Origin of the sequence: Rhizobium cerradonense (genome assembly GCF_030182455.1) — a bacterium.
GTDB lineage: Bacteria > Pseudomonadota > Alphaproteobacteria > Rhizobiales > Rhizobiaceae > Rhizobium.
The window spans coordinates 1-23,418 of sequence record NZ_JAQJCK010000013.1 but is presented as its reverse complement, the minus strand read 5'-3'; the positions used below and the strand labels follow the sequence as shown (position 1 = coordinate 23,418).

Genomic DNA, 23,418 nt, shown 5'->3' with positions numbered 1-23,418 from the left:
GCTTGCTTGCATCGAAGGCCCCGTGGATATCCGCGGGGCCTTTTGCTTGTAGGTTCATGAATAGATGCATCACCGAGCGGCGGTCAGAATTAACCATCCATCAAGGTTAATGCGAGATTATTTCGGCTCCTATCCCGAGTGCCGTTTGGAGTCCGGTATTGTCTCGTCCGAGTCGTGTCCCCCGCAAGTATGGCCTCGTGCCGAAAAACTGGACTTCGCCAGCCGTCTTCGGGCTTTGCGCATGGCTGATCTTTCCGTCGACGGCGGCCTATGCCGATCTTGCCGGTCTGCTGGCGGGCATCGACAGGGGGAGCAGCAACTGGCGGATGGTCATTACCAATTCACCGGCAGGTTCGACTCATCAGGCCGAGCTTGCCTTCGGCGACGCCTCGACCGCTGCTGCCATTGGCGACGCCGGTCTCGTCCTGCCCGATGGCCGCCGCGTTGCGTTCCGGTCGGAAGAAAAGGGCAGCGATCCCAGGCCGGACGAAGACCGCATCAATCGCCAGGACAAGAAGGGCAGGATAGTCGCCGTCGCGCCGATGCAGCCGCCCAAGGATTTTTCCGCTGGTTCCGTGCTGCAGCGTGAAAGCATGCTGTTGCGGCCCGAACTGGATACCAAGGACAAGACCGCTTTCCTGAAGCCGAAGATCGGCGGCAAGGAAATTCAGATCGCGACGGCCTTCTATCGAAAGGAGCCGCAGAAGCCGGACCATAGCGTGCCGTCCTATCTTGCGAGCCTGGTAACAAGCCAGGATGCCGATGTGCTCGCTGCCGCCTATGCGTCGCCGCCACCGGACTACGCCCGTGTCTCGCCCTTTGATTCGATTCTTGCCAAGGATCAGGACAACGCAGGCCGTTTCGTACCGCAGATCGGTCCTCAGGATCACGCCTGGGCCGCGAATGTTCTGCCGCCCTCGGTCTTTTCCTCGGACGAACAGCAATGCCTTGCCACCGGCATCTATTTTGAAGCGCGTGGGGAATCGGTGAAGGGGCAGGCGGCCGTCGCGCAGGTCATCCTCAACCGCGTCCGCAACCCAGCCTATCCGAAAACCATTTGCGGCGTCGTCTATCAGAACGACGATTGGCGTAATGCATGCCAGTTCTCCTTTGCCTGCGACAACGTCAAGGATCGGGTCAATTCGCCCGAACATTGGAAAGTCGCCCGCCAGGTCGCCATGGCGGTGACCGCTGGCAAAATCTGGCTGCCGGAAGTCGGTTCCGCCACGCACTATCACGCCGTCTACGTCCGGCCGAAATGGGCGGCCGAGATGGTGAAAGTCGGCCGCATCGGCATGCACATCTTCTATCGGACCTATGGCGGCGGCTGGAGCTGACGGTCGATTGCGCGGCGGGACTGATCCGGCCCAGTGAGCGATAAAAAGGCCACAGAAAAACCCGGCCTGAAGAGGATTCTTCGGCTCAGTTTTACGCCGGCATCGCATATTCGCCCTAAGATTATGATTTAATTCGGCTAATTTATGGCTGGACAGATGACGTCTACGCCTTGACTATGCTTTTTCCTAAAACTATGTTGCGCGCGACTTCAAACGGGCCGAAAAGGTGGCGAAACCTGCCGTTCGTTTATGCGTTGACCGGGGTAATGGGATAGCGCGCAACGAAAATGGGAGGACATCACCATGGTGGATGACCGCGACGAAGGTCTGGAAAAGCGACGAGAGCAATTGGAAGCCGAGCTGGCGAGCAAGCGTTCTGCGTTGGGAGAGGATGAACGAGGGGAGGTTCGCGCCGAGGAGAGCCGCAAAGGCTATGCCGAGGCGATGAAGCTTTCTAGTGAATTCATCGCTGCCATCATCGTTGGCGCTGTTCTGGGCTATTTCTTCGACCGTTTTGTCGGCACGACGCCGTGGGGCATGATTATTCTTCTGCTTCTCGGATTTTGTGCCGGCGTTCTGAATGTTCTGCGCTCTGCAGGCAAGGTGGCGACACCGATGCTTGAAAAGCACGGGCTAGATAAGAAATGAGGCGGAAGCGGCGCTACGGTGCAGTTTCCTGGTGAGAGGCATCCGCTTTGACGAGCGGGAAAATGAAAGAGAACAAGCGGTGGCAAACGGACCTACCCATCAGTTCCTGATCTTCAAGATTATCCCGATCGATATCGGCGGAATTGATTTTTCGTTCACCAATGCTTCGCTGTTCATGGTTGCCTCGGCAGTTATCTCTGCCGGCTTCCTCTATTTCGCCACCTCGCATCGCAGCGTCATTCCGAGCCGCGCCCAGTCGGTGGCGGAGATGTCTTATGAGTTCATCGCCTCGATGCTGAAAGAAGGGGCGGGAACCAAGGGGATGAAGTTCTTCCCGCTGGTCTTCTCACTCTTCATGTTCGTGCTGACGGCGAACCTGCTTGGCATGGTTCCCTATTTCTTCACCGTCACCAGCCAAATCATCGTCACGTTTGCACTGGCGCTTCTGGTCATCCTGACGGTCATTCTCTACGGCGTCATCAAGCATGGCTTCGGCTTTTTCAAGCTCTTCGTGCCGCAGGGCGTTCCCGGCATTCTTCTGCCGCTGGTGGTGATCATCGAAATCATCTCCTTCCTGTCGCGGCCCATTTCACTCTCTGTTCGTCTTTTCGCCAACATGCTGGCAGGCCATATCACGCTTAAGGTGTTCGCAGGCTTCGTTGCCTCGCTCGGAGCCCTTGGTGCGCTTGGCATCGGCGGCGCCATTCTTCCCCTGATCATGACCGTCGCCCTGACCGGTCTCGAGTTCCTCGTCGCCTTCCTCCAGGCTTACGTCTTTGCGGTGCTGACTTGCATGTACCTCAATGACGCAATCCATCCGGGTGGCCACTAAGGATTACCGACATTGACGTCTGCAGGGCGTCAGTCATTCGCCGCAACAACCATTTCAAAGGAGTTCAACATGGAAGCGGAAGCAGCAAAGTTCATCGGCGCAGGTCTGGCTTGCTTTGGTATGGCCGGTACGGCTCTCGGCCTCGGCAACATCTTCGGCAGCTACCTGTCCGGCGCACTTCGCAATCCGTCTGCCGCTGACAGCCAGTTCGGCCGTCTGGTATTCGGCTTCGCCGTTACGGAAGCTCTGGGCATCTTCTCGCTGCTCATCGCTCTCCTCCTGCTCTTCGCCGTCTGATATCAACGGCATGATAGATCACGGTTCGCGGGACAGCGGGCCGTGATTCTTTGTATTTGCAGACCACCTGGAGGTGAGCATGTTTGTGACCCCGGCATATGCTGAAGAAGCACCGCCGGCAGCCGGCGCGGTGCATACGGAGACGGGTGCGCCCGATCAGGGCCATCACGCAGGCGTATTCCCGCCGTTTGACCATACGACGTATCCGTCACAGCTCCTTTGGCTGGTGATCACCTTCGTCATCTTCTACGTGGCCATGCAGAAGATCGTTATTCCGCGCGTCGGCGGCATTCTGGAAAGCCGGCACGATCGCATCGCCCAGGATATCGACGAAGCCTCGCGTCTGAAGGCCGAAGCCGATGCTGCCGTTGCGACCTACGAAAGCGAATTGGCCGCAGCGCGCGCCAAGGCAAATTCGATCGGCGCCACCGCCCGCGACGCCGCCAAGGCAAAGGCTGAGGAAGATCGCAAGGCGATCGAAGCAAGCCTTTCGGAAAAGCTGAAGGCCGCTGAGGTCCGTATCAGCGAGATCAAGGCGAAAGCCTTCGGCGATGTCGGCGCCATTGCTGAAGAAACGGCCGCTGCCGTTGTCGAGCAGCTCGTCGGCAACGTCGCCGGCCAGGCAGACGTCGCTTCGGCTGTCGCCGAAGCATCCGCCAAGCGGGAGGGTTGATCCATGGAATTCGGTCTCGACGAAACTTTCTTTGCATTCGTCGCTCTCATCATCTTCCTCGGCCTCATCGTCTATCTGAAGGTGCCGGGCATGATGGCCAAGTCGCTGGACGACCGCGCCGATCAGATCCGTAACGATCTGGCTGAAGCCAAGCGCCTGCGTGAAGAAGCCCAGCATCTTCTGGCTGAATACCAGCGCAAGCGGAAGGAAGCCGAAGCCGAGGCAGCCCATATCGTTGCGGCCGCCGAACGCGAAGCTGAAATGCTGACGACGGAAGCTCGCAAGAAGACGGAGGAATTCGTCGCCAACCGTACGGCGCTTTCCGAGCAGAAGATCAAGCAGGCGGAAGCCGATGCGATGAAGGCGGTCCGTTCCGCCGCCGTCGATCTGGCCATCGCTGCTGCTGAATCCGTGCTCGCCAAGAAGGCCGACGGCCAGGTTCAATCCGAACTCTTCAGCAACGCCGTTGGCGAAGTGAAGTCGCGGTTGAACTGAGCGCGCAAGCAATCGATCTTTGGAAAAGCCCGGCTTCGGCTGGGCTTTTTGTTTTTAAAGGCATCGCTCGGCGACGGTGACATTTGACGGCGGCTCCGGATCTAAATTAGATTTCGACCTCGTTTTAGGGGAGAAATGGTGATACCGAACGGGGAGAGCGGCGAGGGACCATTTCGCCAGGGTGATCTCATCTATCGGCCCACCCGCCCGTGGACAGCGAGTGTTCACGCCCTGCTCACTGCACTTCAAACCCATGGCTTTACCAATGCGCCATTATCAGCCGGACATGACGCGGCGTGGGAGAGGGTGAGCTTTCTTCCGGGAGAGACGGGTGATCTGGACGACAATGAGAATATGAGGTCGATGGAAGCTCTGCTGTCGGCGGCGCGCCTGCTGCGGCGCTATCACGATTGCACCGCTCTGTTGATGCGGCCGATGCTGGAGGACCAGAAATGGCAATTGTCGCCGCGGCCGCCGTTCGAGGTGATCTGCCATGGCGATTTCGCGCCCTATAATGTTGTTCTCACCGGCAGCGAGGCGACGGGTATCATCGACTTCGAGACGGCCCATCCCGGCCCGCGTTGCTGGGATCTCGCTTACGCCATCTATCGCTGGGCGCCTCTGTCCGCCGGTGTCGCGGTCAAAGATCTCAGCGGGCTCGATACGCAAATCCTCCGCGCTTGCAGTTTTCTTGATGCCTACGGCTTGCCATCGGAGCAACGATCGGTCTTGCCGGGCATGATCATTGACCGTCTGAATGCCTTGGTCGGCTTCATGGAAAGCGAGGCGGCCAATGGTGTGGAAAGATATCGCCGCAACATTGAAGAGGGCCATGCTGATATCTACCGGCGCGATGTTGCCTATATCAGCGAGCACCGAAGCGAGATCATGGCCTGCCTCGCAGGATAACGAGAACTCGCGGCTGTCAGGCTTCATCCCGTCGGAGCGGCCGGAAACTCATGCGATGTAGCGAGCAGGGGCCGTGCTTCTCGATGCCGGCGCGGTGCTCAGGCGTCCCGTAGCCGACATGGGCGGCAAAGCCGTATGCGGGGAAGACATCTCCGGCGCGGGCCATCATCCGGTCGCGCGTCACCTTGGCGACGATCGAGGCTGCGGCAATGGAAAAGGAGCGGGCATCGCCCTTGACCACGGCTTTTCCCGGGCAAGCGAGGCCGCCAGGCACGTCCAGCCCATCCGTCAGGACGTAGCTTGCCGGTATGGCCAGGCTGCATATGGCACGACGCATGGCATCAAGGCTCGCCTTGCGAATATCAGTGATATCGATACGGGCCGCACTCGAAGAAGCAATGGAGACGGTCGCGGTCGAGAGGATTTCGACAAACAGCGCCTCGCGCCTGATGGCCGAAAGCTGCTTGGAATCGTTCAATCCCTCGGGAATGCGTTCCGGATCGAGAATGACTGCGGCCGCGACGACTGGACCTGCAAGAGGCCCGCGCCCGGCTTCATCGGCACCTGCGACAGGCCAGTGTCCAGCGCGGCGGGCAATCAGCTCCAACTCGAAGGTTGGAACGATCGGGCCCTCGTCGAAAAGCATGGGAGAATCGGATGGTGTGCTGCGTGGCATGCGGCAAGCTCGCACACCATCCGATCTCCTGCAAGCCCCCGGTGGATCAAGGCGGCGAACCAGGGGGCTCTTCCGGCGGGCAGGGAAACCCGCGGGAAAGGGTCAGAGCAATTCCAGGAAAAGTGCGTGAGCCGCTTTCCGTCCGGAATTGCGAAAAAACAAAAAGATAGAGCGGTTCTAAGATTCCGCGAAAGCTGAACCGCTCAAAGCAGCGATAGCTGCACGCCGCTGCCATCCGGCGGCACAAACAGGTCGTCTCGCAATGCGATACTGCGGCGGGTGAGCTCCAGCCGCTTGGTCGCCATTTCGAAACGGCGGCTGATCTGCCAGGCATAGGGGCCTGCGCCCTTCATGCGTTTGCCGAACTCGGCATCGTAATCCTTGCCGCCGCGCATTGAGCGGATCAGCGACATGACATGGCGGTAGCGATCCGGATAGTTCTGCAGCAGCCAGTCGCGGAAGAGCGGGCTGACCTCCAGCGGCAGGCGCAGGATGACATAGGTTGCTTCCATGGCGCCGGCGGCCTTGCTGGCGTCGAGAATGCGTTCGATTTCGTGGTCGTTGAGCGCCGGAATGATCGGCGCCACCATGACTGCAGTCTGGATACCGGCTTCGCTGAGCACCCGTATCGCCTCCAGCCGCCGCTGCGGCGTCGCCGCGCGCGGTTCCATGGTGCGCGCCAGCTTGCGGTCGAGCGTGGTCACGGAAATACCGACCCGAACCAGGTTCTTGGCGGCCATCTCTTGGAGAATATCGATATCGCGCATGATCAGCGCTGACTTGGTGACGATCGCAACCGGATGGTTTGCCTTGTTCAGCACTTCGAGAATCTGCCGCATGATGCGCCATTCCTTCTCGATCGGCTGATAGGGATCAGTATTGGTGCCGATGGCGATGACGCGCGGCTTGTAGCCGGGCTTGGCCAGCTCCCGTTCCAGAAGCCGCGCCGCGTCCGGCTTGGCGAAGAGCTTCGATTCGAAATCGAGTCCCGCCGACAGGCCCATATAGGCATGCGTCGGCCGTGCGAAACAATAGATGCAGCCATGCTCGCAGCCACGATAGGGATTGATGGAACGATCGAAGGATATATCGGGCGATTCGTTGCGTGTGATTGCCGTACGCGGCTTCTCCACCTGGACTTCGGTTTTGAAGGGCGGCAGTTCTTCGAGTGTTTGCCAGCCGTCATCGAATGTCTCACGTCGCAGCGGTTCGAATCGGCCGCTCGGGTTCAGCCCGGCGCCGCGACCGCGCCGGCGGTCGATCTCGACTCTGAGACCGGTGTCGGCGATCAAAGCATTGGCAACATCTGCCGTATTGGCAGGCGCAAATGCGACCTGCCCTGCAAGGGACTGCTCGTTCATCGGTAACTCCGGGGCGGTTCATGGCATCGCATGCCGCGTCTAAGATGATTAAATTCCTATCCGACAAACGAGAACATTGCAAGAACAAAATGCGCGATTACGCTCCGCCGCGCAGCGTGTCCATGCCGACGAGCAGAGGTCCCGGTGGCATTGTGAACCTGCACATAAGCCTTGTCTAAACCTTCGGGTTTAACGGGTTATGTGCTGGCAATAAATTGTGCGGCGCTCTATAAATGGGCAATGTTGACAGTAATCATCGAATGCCAGGATCAAGAACCTGAGCTGGCGCAGACATTGGCGGCCCTGGTAGCGGGCGCGATCGAAGGTTTGGTGTGCGACGTCGTCGTGCTCGATCATGGCTCGCGTGATGGCACCTCGCATGTGGCCGACGCTGCCGGCTGCCGTTTCTATTCCCAGTGGGATATCAAAGACATACTGCATTCGGCGCGCGGCGAATGGCTGCTTTTCGTCGAGCCCGGCGCCCGCCCGCAAGCCGGCTGGATCGATGAGATTGCCGAATATGTCTCGCTGAATAAGGTGCCGGCGCGCTTCACCGCCTCGCGGGGTTATCGACGGCCTTTGTTCCAGCGCATCGGTCGCAGCCTGCCGCCTCTGGAACTGGGTTTGCTCCTCTCCAAGCGACAGGCCATCGCCGCCGCCAAAACGGGCATGCGGCTTGCCGAATTCGCCAGGGGGCAAAAGAGCCGCCAACTGTCGAGCGAGCTGATTCCCTCTTGGGTCGCACGCGCGGCACGGTAGCGCATTGTAATCAATCCAGATTCCATTTGAAAATAAGAGAATTTCTGTCATAATTTTCATATGGCGGCACGTCTCGCGTGTCGCGTCAGGCGGCCGACCATGAAGATGCCGGTATGCGGCAGAGCAGGTCAGCGGAACTCTCCTCTTCCGCCGGATTTCCGGCGAAAGGAGGTGCGTCATGGGACGCACGATGCTCTGCCGCCTCATCGGAACGGCCCTTGTGGCAACGACAATCCTTCATCCGAGTACTGCAGCTTCGCAAGCGATGTTCGCATGCGCTGAGCGCGCCGATATGGTCGCTTTCCTGGAAGCGCACTATTCCGAAAAGCTCTCGGCCATTGGTCAGCTCGATCCGAGGAATATTATCGAGGTCTTCGCTGCTGAAAGCGGCAGTTGGACAATGATGATCACCGGTGTCTCCGGCCGAAGCTGCGTGATCCTCACGGGTCAGAATTGGGAATCAATTCCTGCCTTGCCTGGATCGAAGGCATAAAGCGCCAGCTTATTTTGAGCCGGCACCGCGCTTTAGATGTTCATCGAGCCGCGGCATGATCTCCACGAAATTGCAGGGCATATGGCGGTAGTCGAGTTGCGCCTTTAAAATGCCGTCCCAGGCATCCTTGCAGGCGCCAGGGGAGCCCGGCAGCACGAAGATGAAGGTGGCGTTGGCAACGCCGCCGGTTGCACGCGACTGGATCGTCGCCGTGCCGATCTTGTCGTAGGAGATGCGATGGAACACCTCGGAAAACCCGTCCATCCGCTTTTCGAACAAGGGCTCCAGCGCTTCGGGCGTGACATCGCGGCCGGTAAAGCCGGTGCCGCCGGTGGTGATGACGACGTCGATGGTTTCGTCCTGCGTCCAGGCCTCCACCTGGCTTCGAATACGCTTCTTGTCGTCGGGAACGATGGCGCGCGCAGCCAACCTATGACCGGCTTCCGCGATACGGGCAACCAGCGTATCGCCGGACTTGTCGTCGGCGAGCGTGCGCGTATCGGAAACGGTCAGCACCGCGATGCCGACGGGGATGAAGGACCTTGCTTCACTTGAACCGGTCATCACGCGCCTCCCTTGATCGTTTCCGTCGCCTGGAAATACCAGTCCGGCCTTAAGCTGTGAAGCGATGCCGCCGCCGCTGTCGCCCGCTCGAGGTTATCGAACAGGCCGAAGCAGGTGGCGCCTGAGCCGGACATGCGTGTGGCGAGCGCCCCTTGGCTCTCGATCAATTGCGAGAGCGTGGCGATTTCGTTGCAGAGCATTCGTGCCGGCGGCTCCAGATCGTTGCGCAACCCCTCAATGGTCTCGATCCATTGCATGCGGCCATTTGTTGCCTGCAAGGGGAGTACGAATGGCGGATTGTCCTTTCGGGCCAGCATGCGAAACACCTCCGGCGTCGAAACGCCGACGAGGGGATTGCCGAGCACCATAGCAAAAGATGGAAAGTCCGGCAGAAGTTCGATCACTTCGCCGATGCCGCGTGCGATCAGCGGGCGGCTGGCCAGGCACATTGGCACATCGGCGCCGAGCTTCAGTGCAATCGCCGTCACCTCATCGGAAGGCAAGGCGAGCCCCCAGAGCCGCATCAGCCCACGCAGGGTCGCCGCCGCATCCGCCGAGCCACCGCCGATGCCGGAGGCGACGGGAAGGTTCTTTTCGAGATGGATGTGGACGGGCGGCGCTTCGAAACCCGCGGCACGAGCCGCCTGCCGCAGCAGATCGCGTGCCTTCAGCACCAGATTGCCGCCGGCATCCCCATCGGTAAGAAGAGGGGAGAAGCGCCCGGACAGGCTGAATTCGTCACGCTCGCTTGCGCGAAAACCTAAACAATCGCCATGCCGCGCAAAAGTAACGAGCATGTCGAGCAGATGATACCCATCGGCCCGCCGGCCCGTCACATGCAGGGCCAGATTGATTTTGGCGGGCGCCTCTTCCGTGACGTCGAAATCGTCAGCCGCAAAGATCACCGTCATCGAACGTCTTAGGACTTCTTATCGGCCGGTGGTGGCGTTGTCGTGTTGGGCGATGGGGTGACCGCCGGAGCCGGATCAGGCTGCTTGGTCTTGTCGACCGTCCTTGGATCGTTGTCGAGCGCCGGCAGACCGTTGGCGATCTTCTCCTTGATCCTCGGAATATCCACGTCCTCGGGCTTGGAGGCCAGAGCGCGGTTCCACTGATAAACCGCCTCCAGCTTGCGGTTGACGCGCCAATAGGCATCGCCCAGGTGGTCGTTGATCGTGGGATCGCCGGCCTTCAACTGCGCGGCACGCTCCAGCTCGTTCACCGCATCGTCGAAGCGGTTGAGGCGGAAATAGGCCCAGCCGAGCGAATCGACGATGTAGCCGTCATCCGGCTTCAGATCGACAGCCTTCTTGATCATGTTCAGACCCTGGTCGAGGTTCATGTTCATATCGACCCAGGAGTAGCCGAGATAGTTCAGAACCTGCGGCTGGTCGGGGTTCAGCTCCAGCGCCTTCTTGAAATTCGGCTCGGCCTTGTCCCACTTCTTCAGCCGCTCATAGGCGATGCCGCGCTGGAAGAACACGGCCCAGTCGCCGCGATTCGGCACGGCGCCGATGACTTCCGCGGCCTTATCGTAATTATCCGCCATGCCCTGGAAATCCTTGGCGTCCGAGAGGACGCTGCCATAGGCGAGATAGCTGCGGATATCGTTGGGGTCGGAATCGATCAGCGCCTTCAGATGCTTGCGCGCATCGTCGACCTTGCCGGACTGGGCGAGCGCAAGGCCGAGCTGCAGTTCGGAGATGCGGGCCATCGGCGAGTTATTGGGCACCTTCTTGTAGAAGGAGATGGCGCGGTCCATCTGCTCCTGCTTTTCCGCAAGTCCGCCAAGCAGAACCAGCGTGTCGGCACTCTTGGGATCGAGCGTATTGGCGATCTGCAGATAAAGCGAAACGACATCTTCAGCGCCGTCGCGGTTGAGCGCCGCGCCGACGGTAAAGAGAACCGAGGCTGCACCCTGCGTGCTGTCGGTCACTTGCTGGTCCGGCGTTTGGCCCTTGTTGATGCTGTCGCGCAGCGCGTTCAGTGGCGCGTAATTGTTGATGAGATTGTCGCCGACCGAAACGGCATCCAACGCCTTCTGCTTGTCGCCGGCTTTGGCTTCAAGCGCGGCAAGCGCCATCACGGCGCGCATGAATGTGTCGGGGGCCGTTGCGCCGCCCGCCTTGTCGAGAATGGCGTCGTTCAGGTGCGAGCGGGCGGACTTCGTATCGCCAATGGTGATGGCAATGGCACCGGCATGGTAGTTCTTGAAGATGTTGAACCAATCCGGCCCCTTCATCTTGTCGATCATGGCAATCGCTTCCTTGCCATGGTTGGAACCGGCGCGGGCCCAGGCCAGCAGAAGACCGGCCATCATGCGGTCGAGATCGTTCGGGCCGTCATATTTGAGAATGTCCTGCGCAGCCTTGTAGTCATGCCGGCGGATGGCATCCATGCCGCGTACGATCGTGGTGACACGTTCGACTGAGGGATCGTTCTTCAGTTCGTTGGCGTACTTCACACCCTCTTCGAGATTACCGTTGAGCAGCAAAGAGATCATCAGCCGCTGGCGGATCTCCGGGTTACCCGGTTCGATCATCAGCGCCTTTTTATAAAGCGAAATCGCGGTCTCATAGTCATGGTCTACATCGGCGGTACGGGCAGCAAGGAAGGCGCCTGCGAAGGTATCGACATTTTCCGCATCGAAGGTCACCGGGGCGCTGGCCTCCGGCGTTGCCGGGGCATCCACCGCGCGCGCGCTGTTCAACGCGGCCATCGAGAGGATCGCCGCCAGGGCTGCGCCCGAGAGGAAACGAATGGCAAGTCTCTGCCGCATTAGTAAGCCTTTCATCAAGGGATTTGCCGGTGAGAGCGCCGGCGGCACGCGTTCGTGTCAATTGATTCACAACAGGATGGCTTTTTTGAAGCGCTCCTGCAAGAAATTCGGCCGGCGGCGATTAGTTCACGCGTTCGATGCAGAAATCGATCACTTCCATGAGCGCGGATTTCCACGGCGTTTCCGGTAGCGGCGCTAGGGCGTCGCGGGCGATGGTGCCGTAATGAACGGCACGGGCGATGGTGTCGGTGAGCGCACCATATTTGGTGATCAGACCCAACGCCTTTTCCAGGTTCTCGTCGCTGTTGTTGCCGGTCTCGATCGCGTCGCGCCAGAAAGCGCGCTCTTTTTCGGTGCCGCGGCGATAGGCGAGAATGACCGGAAGCGTGATCTTGCCCTCGCGGAAATCGTCGCCGACATTCTTGCCGAGATCGGCGGCCTTGCCGCCGTAGTCCAGCGCGTCGTCGACCAGTTGGAAGGCGAGGCCGAGATTGGTGCCGTAGGACTTCAGCGCATTGCGCTCGGCCTTGCCGGCATTGGCGACGATCGGTCCGACTTCGGCGGCGGCGGCAAACAGCGCCGCCGTCTTGGCGCGGATGACGGAGAGATAATCGTCTTCCGTCGTTTCCATGTTCTTGGAAACGGAGAGCTGCAGCACTTCGCCTTCGGCGATGACGCAGGCAGCCGAGGACAGGACGTCGAGAGCATCGAGCGAGCCGACCTCGACCATCATGCGGAAAGCCTGGCCGAGCAGGAAATCACCGACAAGGACGCTTGCCTGGTTGCCCCAGATCATGCGGGCGGTGGACTTGCCGCGGCGCAGATCGCTTTCGTCCACCACGTCATCGTGCAACAATGTCGCCGTGTGCAGGAATTCGACTGAGGTGGCGAGCTTGATGTGATTGTCGCCCTGGTAGCCATAGAGCGCGGCCGAGGCGATGGTCAGCATCGGCCGCAGGCGCTTGCCGCCGGAAGAGATCAGGTGCTCGGCAACTTCGGGGATCATCTGCACATCGGAGCCGGCTTTCGACAGGATGAGCTGGTTGACGCGTTCCATATCCGCCTTGGTCAGGTCCACCAATGGCTTGATGGAGGCCAGTTTATTCTTGCTTTCTTCAAGCGGTATCACGACGCCCAACGATCCGGACTCCTGTTCATTTTCTGCAAAGCACAATAAGAAGGGGCGAAAGAGGCGGCAAGAGGCGATTTGTCTCGTCTCGCAAATTTGACAGGAAACCCAAGGCTTATGCACGAGCTGATACGCACCAATGATCCCGTTTTACTCTCCTTCGCCGAGAGCCTGATGAAGGACGCCGGGATTCATTGCTTCGTCGCAGATCAGGCCATGAGTGTTCTCGAGGGCTCGCTCGGCATGCTGCCGCGTCGTTTCATGGTCGAGGATGAGCGCGCCGATCAGGCCCGGCGCATTCTCATCGATGCCGGCCTCGGCGACGAGCTGCGCCCAGCGCGCGGCTGAGGTTCGTCATGGCCGATGACCTTTCCGAAACCATCGACGCCTTCCATCGCGGCGGGTTCCATATCGTCCAGCCGAAGGGCAGGGGCCATCGCTCCGGCATGGACGCCATGTTGCTCGCTGCTCTCGTGGCCGATGACCGCAGCATAAGGGTGGCCGATCTCGGTGCGGGGGCGGGCGCAGCCGGCATGGCCGTGGCCTCCCGGCTTGAACGGGCGGAGGTGGTGCTGTTCGAGCGCTCGCCGGAAATGGCCGAGTTCGCCCGCAAGAGCCTGGCGCTTTCGGAAAATGCCCGCTTCGCCGGCCGTGTCGCTGTTGTCGAGGCCGATGTGACCCTGACCGCGAAGGCCCGCAACGACGCCGGCCTGATCGATGACAGCTTCCATCATGTCATTATGAACCCGCCCTTCAACGATGCCAGCGACAGGCTGACACCGGATGCGTTGAAAGCGCAGGCGCATGCCATGACCGATGGCCTGTTCGAAAGATGGGTGCGAACGGCAGGCGCGATCATGATTCCCGGCGGTCAACTGTCGTTGATCGCCCGGCCACAATCGATCGGCGAGATCATCGCCGCTTGCGGCCGTCGGTTCGGCGGTATCGAGATCACGCCCATCCATCCGCGGGACGGTGAAAACGCCGTTCGCATCCTGGTGACGGCGATCAAGGGCTCACGGGCGCGGCTGGCGCTGCGGGCGCCGCTGATCATGCATGGCGAGGGGACGCACAAATTCTCCGACTTCGTCGACGACCTCAACAATGGCCGCGCCGCCTATTCCCGAAAGTAGTGTGCCGTCCCGCAAGCATGACGCGGTTTTCGACCAGGTCGTCGGAAATCAGGCCATGCCTTGGAACGCATCGAAGATCAGCTTGACGTTCAGGACCGCGATGGCGAAGGCGATGATATAGGCGACGGTGCTTAGCCAGCGCGGCGCGACGAGATCGCCCATTTTGGTCTTGTCGGCGGTGAACATGACCAACGGGAAGACGGCAAAGGAAAGTTGCAGGCTGAGCACGACCTGGGTCAAGATCAGCAGATCCGCCGTACCGGAATCGCCGTACCATATGGTGACGACCCCGGCCGGAGCGATCGCCAGTCCGCGCGTCACGATGCGGCGCAGCCACGGTTTCACCTTGAGCCGCAGAAAACCTTCCATGACGATCTGCCCGGCAAGCGTTGCCGTCACCGTGGAGTTGAGGCCGCAACAGAGAAGCGCGATCCCGAACAGTGTCGGCGCGATCGCCAGGCCGAGAAGCGGAGCCAGCAGCGATTCCGCCTGAGCGAGTTCCACGACATCGGTGTGGCCATGCGCGTGAAACGCCGCGCCGGCGAGAATGAGGATGGAAGCGTTGATGAGCAGGGCGAAGGTTAGTGCAACGGTCGAATCGATCGTGGCATAGGTCAGCGCCTCTTTCTTTTCCGGCAGCGTATGGCCGAAGGCACGCGTCTGCACAATGCCGGAATGCAGATAGAGATTGTGCGGCATGACCGTCGCGCCGAGGATGCCGAGCGCGAGATAGAGCATGTTCGGATCCCGGACGATCTCGGTCGTCGGGAAGAAGCCCTTGATGACCTCGCCCCAATTGGGATCGGCAAGGAAGAGCTGGATGCCGAAACAGAAGGCGATGACGCCGAGCAGGGTGATGATCAGCGCCTCTACCCAGCGAAAGCCCAGCCGCTGAAGGAAAAGAATGAGAAACACGTCGAAGGCGGTGACCAGCACGCCGAGTTCGAGCGGCAGGCCGAAAACGAGATTGAGGCCGATGGCGGTGCCGACGACTTCTGCGATATCCGTCGCGATGATGGCAATCTCCGCCATTGCCCACAGCGGCACTGAGACGTAGCGCGGATAGGCGTCCCGGCAGGCTTGAGCCAGATCGCGGCCGGTGGCGATTGCGAGACGCGCACAGAGCGCCTGCAGCACAACGGCCATGATGTTGGACAGCAATGCGACGGTCAGCAGGGCATAGCCGAATTTCGATCCGCCGGCGAGCGAGGTCGCCCAGTTGCCGGGGTCCATATAGCCGACCGCGACAAGATAGCCCGGACCTGCGAAAGCGGCGACGCGACGCAGCACCGAGCCGCCCTTGGCGGTTTCGACCGAGCGATAAACATCGGAAAGAGTGGCCTCTTGTCGGTCATGGCGCCAGCCGGCATCGGGCTTGGGTTTCATAAGATCCATGGGGCTTCCGCAGGCTTCGATACTGCGAGAGGTATGCGGTTTAGAATGATAATGCAATTCATTCGCAACAGGAAAAACCATTCCCGCTCGCATTCGCCTCGGCTGTGGCATTCCTGCAATCCGTAATAGCGGAGAAAAATCCGCGATAGTGACGATTGTTTCATATTGCGGCGGATGCATCTCCATTCTGTTGGAGGAAAGATAATAGGAACAATTTTTTATATTGAACGCTATTTTTGGTTCTTCTATCCAAACTCTCATCGAGAGCCGAAACGCGGCTGAGCACCGGAGATGACCGATATGAACCCCGCCATGAACATGATGCCGATGATGAATCCGATGATGGGTGGCATGATGAACCCGATGATGAACGGCATGATGATGCCGATGATGAACCCCATGATGGGCGGCATGCCGATGATGAATGGCATGATGATGCCCATGATGCAGATGATGATGAGCAAGATGACGTGCAAAATGACGCCGAAGGGCATGGTTTGCGAGATGATGCCGATGGAAGGCATGGACAAGGACATGTTCATGGAATGCTGCAAGCGCATGATGTCCATGATGTCGTCGGGCATGCCGATGATGATGATGTGCGGCAACATGATGATGTGCTGCACGATGGAAGCGGCCTGATTCATCCGGTCGCAACCAGGAATAACAAGCAGACCTCCATCTGCCTCCGGCCGTCCGCAAGGGCGGCCTCTTTTTATTCGCGGCATCTTAGCCCCGGACTTCCTCGACATAGGTGGTGACAAGATAGAGCACGGCTTCGCTGCTGGTCATATTGCGGTAGCTATGGGCGACATCGGCGTCGAAGATTGCGGCGTCGCCTTCGCCAAGGAGTTGCGGCGGGTGTTTGCCCGCGACGATTTCCACCGTGCCGCGCGAGACGACAAGGTTCTCGATCGTGCCATGATGATGCGCCTCGGCGGTCTCCGTATGATAGGGCGCGATACGCAGCTCGTAAAATTCGACCTTGCGTTCGCTTTCATAGGGAAAGAGCGCCCGCGTCTGGAATTTGCCTTCGGAGGCGGACAGGACCTTCGTCTTGGCGTGGGTCAGCACCTGCAGCGAGGTGGTGTCGTGCGGCTCAGCGATCAGGAAGCCGCAGGGGACATCCAGCGCTGCGGCAATCTTCCAGAGGATGCTGATCGTCGGGCTGCTTTTGCCGGTTTCGATCTGACCAAGCATGGCGCGGCTGACGCCGGAGATTTTTGCCAGCCGATCCAGCGAATAGCCGCGGCGCGTGCGCAACCGGCGAAGATTCTGGCCGGTCAATGCCGAGATTTCGTCGACTGTCTCGGCTCTTGAGACCACATGCAGGGGTTCGACCGATTCAAGCGCCATAGCTTGGATTACCAAGCGGCATCACCGGGACGAAACCCATGAAAGGAATCCACATCAGGAAAGGCTGCGCGGGCCATGCGGAAACGGGAACCTGCTGTATCGGCGCACTTTTGGCGCGGGCATCGCGATAAGCTTGGAAATCGATGACGTTGGCAGCCTGGCCGGACATACGGAACTCCTGATCACAGTCCCATAAATCTATTTTTTTGATCGACTAATGTAGAGGGAGCGGCGCCCAATCTTGACGGACACGGAGAAATGTTTTTCCCGGCTGCCGTTCTTGCAGCGAAAGCCCGTCCTCTCTTCCTTCGTCCCTCTGCTGATCGGCAAAAAAACATGGCGGCCAGGCAGGGAACCGGGCGCGAAATGCAATGATGGATGTTGCGTTTGCCGTTTCCATGCATACATCACCTGCAGCAAACATCATGAATCAGGGATGACGAATGGCTGGATTTTTTAGGCGCATGCTTCCGAAGCGGTTTCGCAAGGAAAAGGTGGTCATTCCTGTCGTCCGGCTGAGTGGTGTCATCGCCTCCGGCGGCCCCCTCCGGCAATCGCTCAATCTTGCGGGCGTGTCTCAGGCGCTGGAAAAGGCCTTCGGCATGAAGGCAGCCCCGGCCGTCGCGCTCGTCATCAATTCTCCCGGCGGTTCGCCGGTGCAATCGCGGATGATCTATAACCGCATCCGCGATCTTGCCCGCGAGAAAGAGAAGAAGGTGCTGGTTTTCGTCGAGGATGTGGCGGCATCCGGCGGCTATATGATCGCGCTCGCCGGCGATGAGATCATTGCCGATGCCACCTCCATCGTTGGTTCCATCGGCGTCGTCTCCGGCGGCTTCGGTTTTCCGGAGCTTTTGAAGAAGCTCGGTGTCGAGCGCCGCGTCTATACAGCCGGCGAAAACAAGGTGATCCTCGATCCGTTCCAGCCGGAGAAGGAAAAGGACATCGAGTATCTGAAGAGCCTGCAATTGGAGATTCACAAGGTCTTCATCGACATGGTGCGCGAACGCCGGGCAAGTAAGCTGGCGGCGGATGAGGTCGTATTCTCCGGCCTCTTCTGGACCGGCGGTCGCGGTCTGGAACTCGGCCTCATCGACGGGCTCGGTGATATGCGCCAGGAGCTGAAGAAGCGTTTCGGCGACAAGATCAAGCTCGAGCTGGTCACCACGCCTCGCAGCCTCTTCGGCCGTCGCGCACCGGGCATTTCCCTTTCAGGCATGGACGGCATCGGCGCCGGCCTTGCCTCCGGACTTGCAGAGGTGGCAGAGGAAAAGGCATTGTGGGGGCGGTACGGATTGTAATCGGGAGCGCTGCGTGATGCCGCAGATCATCTTCTTCATCGTTGCTGTCGGCGGTATTTGGCTTCTTTATCGACGCTTCCTGCGCGACGCCCGAAAACTCACCGAGAAATCACGCCGCGCCGAAAGCGAACGGCGCACGGGCGCCATCGGAACGCTGGTGAAGGACCCGAAGACGGGCGAGTATCGGGTGAAGCGGGAAGATGAATGATAGCGAAACCGAAATCATTCGGACGCAAACTTCCTATCGATACGTCATCTCTTGACCCTTGTCTTCCATCGTGGCACCTGTCGCGCCAACGTACACCAAGCAGATAGTAGCTGATCTCCATGACCGCGACCCCGCCCGATAACATGAATCCGAAGCGCTCGTTCCAGGCGTTGATCCTGACGCTGCACAATTATTGGGCCGACAAGGGTTGTGCGGTTCTGCAGCCCTACGACATGGAAGTCGGTGCCGGCACGTTTCATCCGGCGACTACCCTGCGCGCGCTCGGCCCGAAGCCGTGGAAAGCTGCCTATGTGCAGCCGTCGCGCCGTCCGTCCGATGGACGCTACGGCGAAAATCCCAACCGGATGCAGCACTATTACCAATATCAGGTCATCCTGAAGCCCAATCCGCCGAACCTGCAGGAGCTCTATCTCGGCTCGCTGGCGGCGATTGGTCTCGATCCGCTTCTGCATGACATCCGTTTCGTGGAAGACGATTGGGAAAGTCCGACGCTCGGTGCCTGGGGCCTCGGCTGGGAATGCTGGTGCGATGGCATGGAAGTGTCGCAGTTCACCTATTTCCAGCAGATTTGCGGGATCGAATGCGCGCCGGTTGCCGGCGAGCTGACCTATGGGCTTGAGCGTCTTGCCACTTATGTCCAGGGCGTCGACAGCGTCTACGACCTGAATTTCAACGGTCTCGAAGGTGACGAGAAGATCACCTATGGCGATGTCTTCCTGCAGGCCGAGCAGGAATACTCCCGGCATAACTTCGAATATGCCAACACGGAAATGCTGCACCGCCATTTCATCGACGCCGAGAAGGAATGCCAGGCGCTGCTCGCTGCCGGTGCGCCGGGCGACAATGCCAATCAGCTCCTGCACAAATGTGTCTTCCCGGCTTACGACCAGTGCATCAAGGCCAGCCACGTCTTCAATCTGCTCGATGCGCGCGGCGTGATCTCTGTCACCGAACGCCAGAGCTATATCCTGCGCGTCCGCACCTTGGCGAAAGCCTGTGGGGAAGCCTTCCTGCTCACGGATGCCGGCGGTGCGAACTGGGGCAAGCAGGCAGCGTAAGACATTGGCGGAATAGCGAAAGCGGATGACAACATCCGCGAAGCCGCATAGTGTACCCTCGATTGTAGTCCCAGCGGGGGTTCGCCATGTATATTATTTTGGCGGTCATCATACTGGCCGCACTTTACGCTATTTTCGTTTATAACGGCCTCGTTCGTGCCCGACAGGTGGCCGAGGAGGCGTGGTCTGGTATCGACGTGCAGTTGAAGCGCCGCGCCGATCTGATCCCCAATCTGATCGAAACCGTGAAGGGCTATGCCGCCCATGAGCGTCAGACGTTGGATGAGGTCGTGGAGCTGCGCAACAAGGCGCAGGCGGTGCCGTCGGGCGATATTGCAGCCCGCGGCCAGGTGGAAGGCCTGCTTTCACAGGCCCTTGGCCGTGTGATCGCGCTTGCCGAAGCCTATCCCGATCTGAAGGCCAACACGAATTTCCTCGAATTACAGCGCTCTCTCGAAGGTATCGAAGGCGAAATCCAGATGTCGCGGCGCTACTACAACGGTGCGGCCCGCGATCTCAACGTCAAGGTCGAGAGCTTTCCCAACAATCTGCTCGCCGGCCCCTTCGGTTTCAGCAAGCGCGCCTTCTTCGAAATCACCAACGAGGCGGATCGCGCCGTTCCGTCCGTCAAGTTCTAAAATTCCTCCTATCGGTTTTGCATTCCAGGCGGTAAAGGAAGCCGACCGCAGGCCGTTGGCCGCTTTCTGGACTGACCAAAGAGATTGATGATGGGTAGAGCCAAACTCACGATTATCCCGCCGGGCAAGCCTTTGACCGGACGTGCCATGCCTCCGGGATCGAAGTCGATCACCAACCGGGCGCTGCTGCTCGCCGGCCTCGCCAAGGGAACCAGCCGGCTGACCGGTGCGCTCAAGAGCGACGACACGCGCTATATGGCCGAAGCGCTTCGTGCCATGGGCGTGACGATCGATGAGCCCGACGACACGACTTTCATCGTCACCGGCAGCGGCAAGCTCCAGCCGCCGGCTGCACCGCTTTTCCTCGGCAATGCCGGCACGGCGACACGCTTCCTGACGGCTGCTGCTGCGTTGGTCGACGGCAAGGTTGTCGTCGATGGTGACGCCCACATGCGCAAACGACCGATCGGCCCGCTGGTCGATGCGCTCCGCTCTCTCGGTATCGATGCTTCGGCGGAAACCGGCTGCCCACCCGTGACCATCAACGGCACCGGCCGCTTCGAGGCGAGCCGTGTTGAGATCGATGGCGGCCTGTCCAGCCAATATGTCTCGGCGCTGCTGATGATGGCCGCCGGCGGCGACCGTCCGGTCGATGTCGAGCTGCTTGGCGAACATATCGGCGCTCTCGGCTATATCGATCTGACGGTTGCAGCCATGCGCGCCTTCGGCGCCAAGGTGGAGCGTGTCAGCCCGGTCGCCTGGCGCGTCGAGCCCACCGGCTATCATGCGGCCGATTTCCTGATCGAGCCGGATGCCTCCGCCGCAACCTATCTCTGGGCAGCCGAAGTGCTGAGCGGCGGCAAGATCGATCTCGGCACGCCGGCGACGGAGTTCTCGCAGCCGGATGCGCGTGCCTATGATCTGATTTCGAAGTTCCCGCATCTTCCTGCCGTCATCGACGGCTCGCAGATGCAGGACGCTATCCCGACGCTCGCCGTTCTCGCCGCCTTCAACGAGACGCCGGTGCGGTTCGTCGGCATCGAGAACCTGCGCGTCAAGGAATGCGACCGTATCCGGGCGCTGTCGAGCGGCCTGTCGCGTATCGTTCCGAATCTCGGCACGGAAGAGGGGGACGATCTTATCGTCGCTTCCGATCCAAGCCTGGTCGGTAAAGTCCTGCCGGCCGAGATCGACAGCTTCGCGGATCACCGCATCGCCATGAGCTTCGCCCTGGCCGGTCTGAAAATCGGCGGCATCACCATTCTCGACCCCGATTGCGTCGCCAAGACCTTCCCGTCCTATTGGAACGTGCTGGCTTCGCTGGGTGTTGCCTACGAAGACTGACGCTCTGCCATCTCAAGAGAGGCCTGGGCGCGGAAACATTCTTGACGCGAAGCGGCGCCGGTAACGGCGCTGCAGGTATCTCTTGGGGGAGTGATGACACGGCTTTGCGGGTTTTTCCTGGCTTTGTGCCTGCTGCTTTGCGCAACGACAGTAACGGCGGCCGAACTCATCACCAATTTCGATCAGGCAATCGCCCTGCACCGCGACGGCTCCATGCGGGTCGTCGAGACGATTTCGGTGAATGCGGAAGGCCGTGCCATCCGCCGTGGCATCTTCCGGGATTTTCCGCTGACATTCACCGATGCCAACGGTCGCGAGAACGAGGTGGATTTCAAGGTCGTTTCCGTCGAGCGCGACGGGCAGCCGGAGGATTGGCACAGCGAGCGCATCAAGGGCGGCGAGCGCATCTATATCGGCAAGGCCGACCAAAGCCTTAACCCAGGTCCGCACACGTTCCGCATCACGTATGATACCAATCGTCAGATGCGCTATTTTGACGATCATGACGAGCTTTATTGGAACGTCACCGGCAATGGCTGGCAGTTCCAGATCCTCAATGCCAAGGCGATCGTCACATTGCCCGATGGCGTGGAGCCTCAGCAGCTAGCCGTCTTCACCGGGCCGCTCGGCGCCAACGGCAAGAACGCCAGCACCAGCGCGCAGGCCAACATCGTCACCTTCGTCACGACCCGGCCGCTTGCCATAGCCGAAGGCCTGACGATCGCCATCAAGCTCGCGAAGGGGGCGATCGAGCCGCCGAGTGCCAGCCAGCAATGGGGCTGGTTCTTTCGGGATCATCTCGATACGACCATCGCCATTGGCGGGTTGATCCTGCTGTTTGCCTATTACATGCGGAGCTGGATTGCAGTCGGCCGCGACCCTCCACCCGGCGTCATGGTCCCGCGCTGGGATCCGCCAGAAGGTATTTCGCCGGCGCTGGTCAATTATATCGACAACCGGGGTTTCGTCCGCTCCGGATGGACGGCGCTGTCGGCGACGGCGATCGATCTTGCGGTGCGCGGCTATGTCATTCTCGACAACCTGAAGGAAAAAGTGGTCATCCGCCCAACCGGTAAGGCAGGCAGTGATCTCAGCGGCGGCGACAAAGTGCTCATGCAGGCCGTCGGGCCATTCTCCCCGCTTGTCATCGACAAGGAAAACGGCGAGGCGGTGCAGACACTCGGCTCGAAATTCCGTAGCGCGATCGAGCGCGACCATCGCGGTGAATATTACAAAGCGAATTCACTCTACGTCATTGCCGGCATCGCCTTGTCGATCCTGATCCTGGCTGCCATCGTCATCTTCGGGCGCCTGCATGAGAATGCCCTGCCGCTCATCATCGTGCCGGGATTGCTGTCGATTTTCGTGACGCTCTTCGCCAGTTCGATAGGTCGCAGGTTCCGCAGACGCGATGCCGGCCTCGCTCGGCGCATTCTTTCGGTCTTGATCTTCGCCTTTTTCGGCTTCGTCTTCGTATCCGTTGGCGTCAGCGGCTTTGCCGCCGCGGTCGTGCCACTATGGGAGGCGGGCTTGCTGCCGCTGGTGGCCGGCATCGTCGGCATCTTCGCCCTGAATGTTGTCTTCTTCTTCCTGATGGGCGCGCCGACGCCGCTCGGACGCAAGATGACGGATGGTATCGATGGCCTGCGGCAATATCTGACATTGGCCGAACGCGACCGGATGAACATGCAGGGCGCACCGCAGATGTCGCCGCAGCATTTCGAAAAGCTGCTGCCCTATGCAGTCGCGCTCGGCGTCGAAAAGCCCTGGTCGAGTGCCTTCGAGGCATGGCTTGCCACCGCTGCGGGCGCGGCAGCGGCAGCCTATGCGCCGGTCTGGTACTCCGGCGATTTCCACCCCGGCAATATCGGCGGAACGATCGGCGATTTCTCCTCCTCCATGGCATCCACCATCGCGTCCACGATTCCAGCACCCGTATCGAGTTCGTCCTCCGCCTTCGACGGCGGGGGACGAACTCGATACGGGTGCTGGAATCGTGGACGCGATGGTGG

27 protein-coding genes are annotated in these 23,418 nt (G+C 60.0%); 17 read left to right on the top strand and 10 right to left on the bottom strand.

Annotation, left to right across the window (positions count from 1 at the left end; translation table 11 throughout):
* The first annotated feature begins 158 nt into the window (after nt 1-158).
* From PH547_RS24210 to PH547_RS24180, 7 genes are all read left to right on the top strand, one after another.
* Nucleotides 159-1,337 (top strand): cell wall hydrolase, encoded by a 1,179-nt coding sequence (locus PH547_RS24210; protein ID WP_260303373.1) that lies wholly within the window; start codon nt 159-161, stop codon nt 1,335-1,337.
* A gap of 303 nt (nt 1,338-1,640) precedes the next feature.
* Nucleotides 1,641-1,985, top strand: coding sequence for an AtpZ/AtpI family protein (locus PH547_RS24205; protein ID WP_283049371.1), 345 nt, complete (start codon nt 1,641-1,643; stop codon nt 1,983-1,985).
* Between the two features lie 79 nt (nt 1,986-2,064).
* Nucleotides 2,065-2,817, top strand: a complete 753-nt coding sequence (locus PH547_RS24200) for a F0F1 ATP synthase subunit A (protein ID WP_104822155.1) — start codon at nt 2,065-2,067, stop codon at nt 2,815-2,817.
* Nucleotides 2,818-2,886: 69 nt separating this feature from the next.
* Nucleotides 2,887-3,114 carry a F0F1 ATP synthase subunit C gene (locus PH547_RS24195; protein ID WP_028750571.1) on the top strand — a complete coding sequence of 76 codons (228 nt, stop codon included), beginning with the start codon at nt 2,887-2,889 and terminating at the stop codon, nt 3,112-3,114.
* 79 nt (nt 3,115-3,193) lie between these two features.
* A complete protein-coding gene (locus tag PH547_RS24190; protein WP_104822156.1) occupies nt 3,194-3,787 on the top strand; it encodes a F0F1 ATP synthase subunit B in 594 nt (197 codons plus the stop codon).
* A 3-nt stretch (nt 3,788-3,790) separates the two neighbouring features.
* Complete coding sequence (locus PH547_RS24185) at nt 3,791-4,282, top strand: F0F1 ATP synthase subunit B (RefSeq protein WP_283049373.1); 492 nt, start codon at nt 3,791-3,793, stop codon at nt 4,280-4,282.
* 135 nt (nt 4,283-4,417) lie between these two features.
* Complete coding sequence (locus PH547_RS24180) at nt 4,418-5,191, top strand: phosphotransferase enzyme family protein (RefSeq protein ID WP_285169617.1); 774 nt, start codon at nt 4,418-4,420, stop codon at nt 5,189-5,191.
* A gap of 16 nt (nt 5,192-5,207) precedes the next feature.
* Here PH547_RS24180 and PH547_RS24175 read toward each other — a convergent pair whose 3' ends face one another.
* Together PH547_RS24175 and PH547_RS24170 are read right to left on the bottom strand one after the other, a co-directional pair.
* Nucleotides 5,208-5,867 carry a ribonuclease HII gene (locus tag PH547_RS24175; protein ID WP_285169616.1) on the bottom strand — a complete coding sequence of 220 codons (660 nt, stop codon included), beginning with the start codon at nt 5,865-5,867 and terminating at the stop codon, nt 5,208-5,210.
* Between the two features lie 203 nt (nt 5,868-6,070).
* Nucleotides 6,071-7,228, bottom strand: coding sequence for a PA0069 family radical SAM protein (locus PH547_RS24170; protein ID WP_285169615.1), 1,158 nt, complete (start codon nt 7,226-7,228; stop codon nt 6,071-6,073).
* Between the two features lie 240 nt (nt 7,229-7,468).
* Between PH547_RS24170 and PH547_RS24165 the strand changes: the two genes are divergently transcribed.
* Nucleotides 7,469-7,987 (top strand): glycosyltransferase family protein, encoded by a 519-nt coding sequence (locus tag PH547_RS24165; protein WP_104822161.1) that lies wholly within the window; start codon nt 7,469-7,471, stop codon nt 7,985-7,987.
* A gap of 178 nt (nt 7,988-8,165) precedes the next feature.
* On the top strand, nt 8,166-8,480 hold the full coding sequence (locus PH547_RS24160; RefSeq protein ID WP_285169614.1) for a hypothetical protein: 315 nt from the start codon (nt 8,166-8,168) through the stop codon (nt 8,478-8,480).
* A 9-nt stretch (nt 8,481-8,489) separates the two neighbouring features.
* On the opposite strand, the gene moaB is transcribed toward PH547_RS24160, so the two are convergent.
* From moaB to PH547_RS24140, 4 genes are all read right to left on the bottom strand, one after another.
* Nucleotides 8,490-9,044 (bottom strand): molybdenum cofactor biosynthesis protein B, encoded by a 555-nt coding sequence (moaB, locus tag PH547_RS24155; protein WP_104822163.1) that lies wholly within the window; start codon nt 9,042-9,044, stop codon nt 8,490-8,492.
* Nucleotides 9,044-9,955, bottom strand: coding sequence for a 4-(cytidine 5'-diphospho)-2-C-methyl-D-erythritol kinase (locus PH547_RS24150; RefSeq protein WP_283049383.1), 912 nt, complete (start codon nt 9,953-9,955; stop codon nt 9,044-9,046). Before PH547_RS24150 ends, moaB begins: the two co-directional genes overlap by 1 nt.
* Nucleotides 9,956-9,963: 8 nt before the next feature.
* On the bottom strand, nt 9,964-11,823 hold the full coding sequence (locus PH547_RS24145; RefSeq protein ID WP_285169613.1) for a tetratricopeptide repeat protein: 1,860 nt from the start codon (nt 11,821-11,823) through the stop codon (nt 9,964-9,966).
* A gap of 121 nt (nt 11,824-11,944) precedes the next feature.
* Nucleotides 11,945-12,961: a polyprenyl synthetase family protein gene (locus tag PH547_RS24140; protein ID WP_028750582.1), complete on the bottom strand. Its 1,017-nt coding sequence runs from the start codon at nt 12,959-12,961 to the stop codon at nt 11,945-11,947.
* 108 nt (nt 12,962-13,069) lie between these two features.
* Between PH547_RS24140 and PH547_RS24135 the strand changes: the two genes are divergently transcribed.
* Together PH547_RS24135 and PH547_RS24130 are read left to right on the top strand one after the other, a co-directional pair.
* A complete protein-coding gene (locus PH547_RS24135; protein WP_104822166.1) occupies nt 13,070-13,300 on the top strand; it encodes a putative signal transducing protein in 231 nt (76 codons plus the stop codon).
* An 8-nt stretch (nt 13,301-13,308) separates the two neighbouring features.
* Nucleotides 13,309-14,085: a tRNA1(Val) (adenine(37)-N6)-methyltransferase gene (locus PH547_RS24130; protein ID WP_104822167.1), complete on the top strand. Its 777-nt coding sequence runs from the start codon at nt 13,309-13,311 to the stop codon at nt 14,083-14,085.
* 48 nt (nt 14,086-14,133) lie between these two features.
* On the opposite strand, the gene PH547_RS24125 is transcribed toward PH547_RS24130, so the two are convergent.
* From PH547_RS24125 to PH547_RS24110, 4 genes are all read right to left on the bottom strand, one after another.
* The gene (locus PH547_RS24125) at nt 14,134-15,480 is read right to left on the bottom strand and encodes an Nramp family divalent metal transporter (protein ID WP_283049389.1); all 1,347 of its coding nucleotides are present in this window, start codon (nt 15,478-15,480) and stop codon (nt 14,134-14,136) included.
* A gap of 257 nt (nt 15,481-15,737) precedes the next feature.
* Nucleotides 15,738-16,127, bottom strand: a complete 390-nt coding sequence (locus tag PH547_RS24120) for a hypothetical protein (RefSeq protein WP_104822169.1) — start codon at nt 16,125-16,127, stop codon at nt 15,738-15,740.
* 82 nt (nt 16,128-16,209) lie between these two features.
* Entirely contained in the window at nt 16,210-16,836 is a 627-nt protein-coding gene (locus PH547_RS24115; protein WP_104822170.1) for a helix-turn-helix domain-containing protein, read from the bottom strand.
* The gene (locus PH547_RS24110) at nt 16,826-17,005 is read right to left on the bottom strand and encodes a hypothetical protein (protein ID WP_104822171.1); all 180 of its coding nucleotides are present in this window, start codon (nt 17,003-17,005) and stop codon (nt 16,826-16,828) included. The genes PH547_RS24115 and PH547_RS24110 overlap by 11 nt, the downstream gene beginning before the upstream one ends.
* 274 nt (nt 17,006-17,279) lie before the next feature.
* On the opposite strand from PH547_RS24110, the gene PH547_RS24105 reads away from it, so the two are divergent.
* From PH547_RS24105 to PH547_RS24080, 6 genes are all read left to right on the top strand, one after another.
* Nucleotides 17,280-18,137 (top strand): S49 family peptidase, encoded by an 858-nt coding sequence (locus tag PH547_RS24105; RefSeq protein WP_104822172.1) that lies wholly within the window; start codon nt 17,280-17,282, stop codon nt 18,135-18,137.
* A 16-nt stretch (nt 18,138-18,153) separates the two neighbouring features.
* Nucleotides 18,154-18,345 carry a hypothetical protein gene (locus PH547_RS24100; protein WP_104822173.1) on the top strand — a complete coding sequence of 64 codons (192 nt, stop codon included), beginning with the start codon at nt 18,154-18,156 and terminating at the stop codon, nt 18,343-18,345.
* A 119-nt stretch (nt 18,346-18,464) separates the two neighbouring features.
* The gene (locus PH547_RS24095; RefSeq protein WP_104822174.1) at nt 18,465-19,424 is read left to right on the top strand and encodes a glycine--tRNA ligase subunit alpha; all 960 of its coding nucleotides are present in this window, start codon (nt 18,465-18,467) and stop codon (nt 19,422-19,424) included.
* 86 nt (nt 19,425-19,510) lie between these two features.
* Nucleotides 19,511-20,062: a LemA family protein gene (locus PH547_RS24090; protein ID WP_104822175.1), complete on the top strand. Its 552-nt coding sequence runs from the start codon at nt 19,511-19,513 to the stop codon at nt 20,060-20,062.
* 87 nt (nt 20,063-20,149) lie between these two features.
* Nucleotides 20,150-21,406: a 3-phosphoshikimate 1-carboxyvinyltransferase gene (locus tag PH547_RS24085; protein WP_104822176.1), complete on the top strand. Its 1,257-nt coding sequence runs from the start codon at nt 20,150-20,152 to the stop codon at nt 21,404-21,406.
* A gap of 93 nt (nt 21,407-21,499) precedes the next feature.
* The coding region (locus PH547_RS24080; protein ID WP_285169612.1) for a DUF2207 domain-containing protein at nt 21,500-23,418 on the top strand (1,919 nt) is incomplete at its 3' end.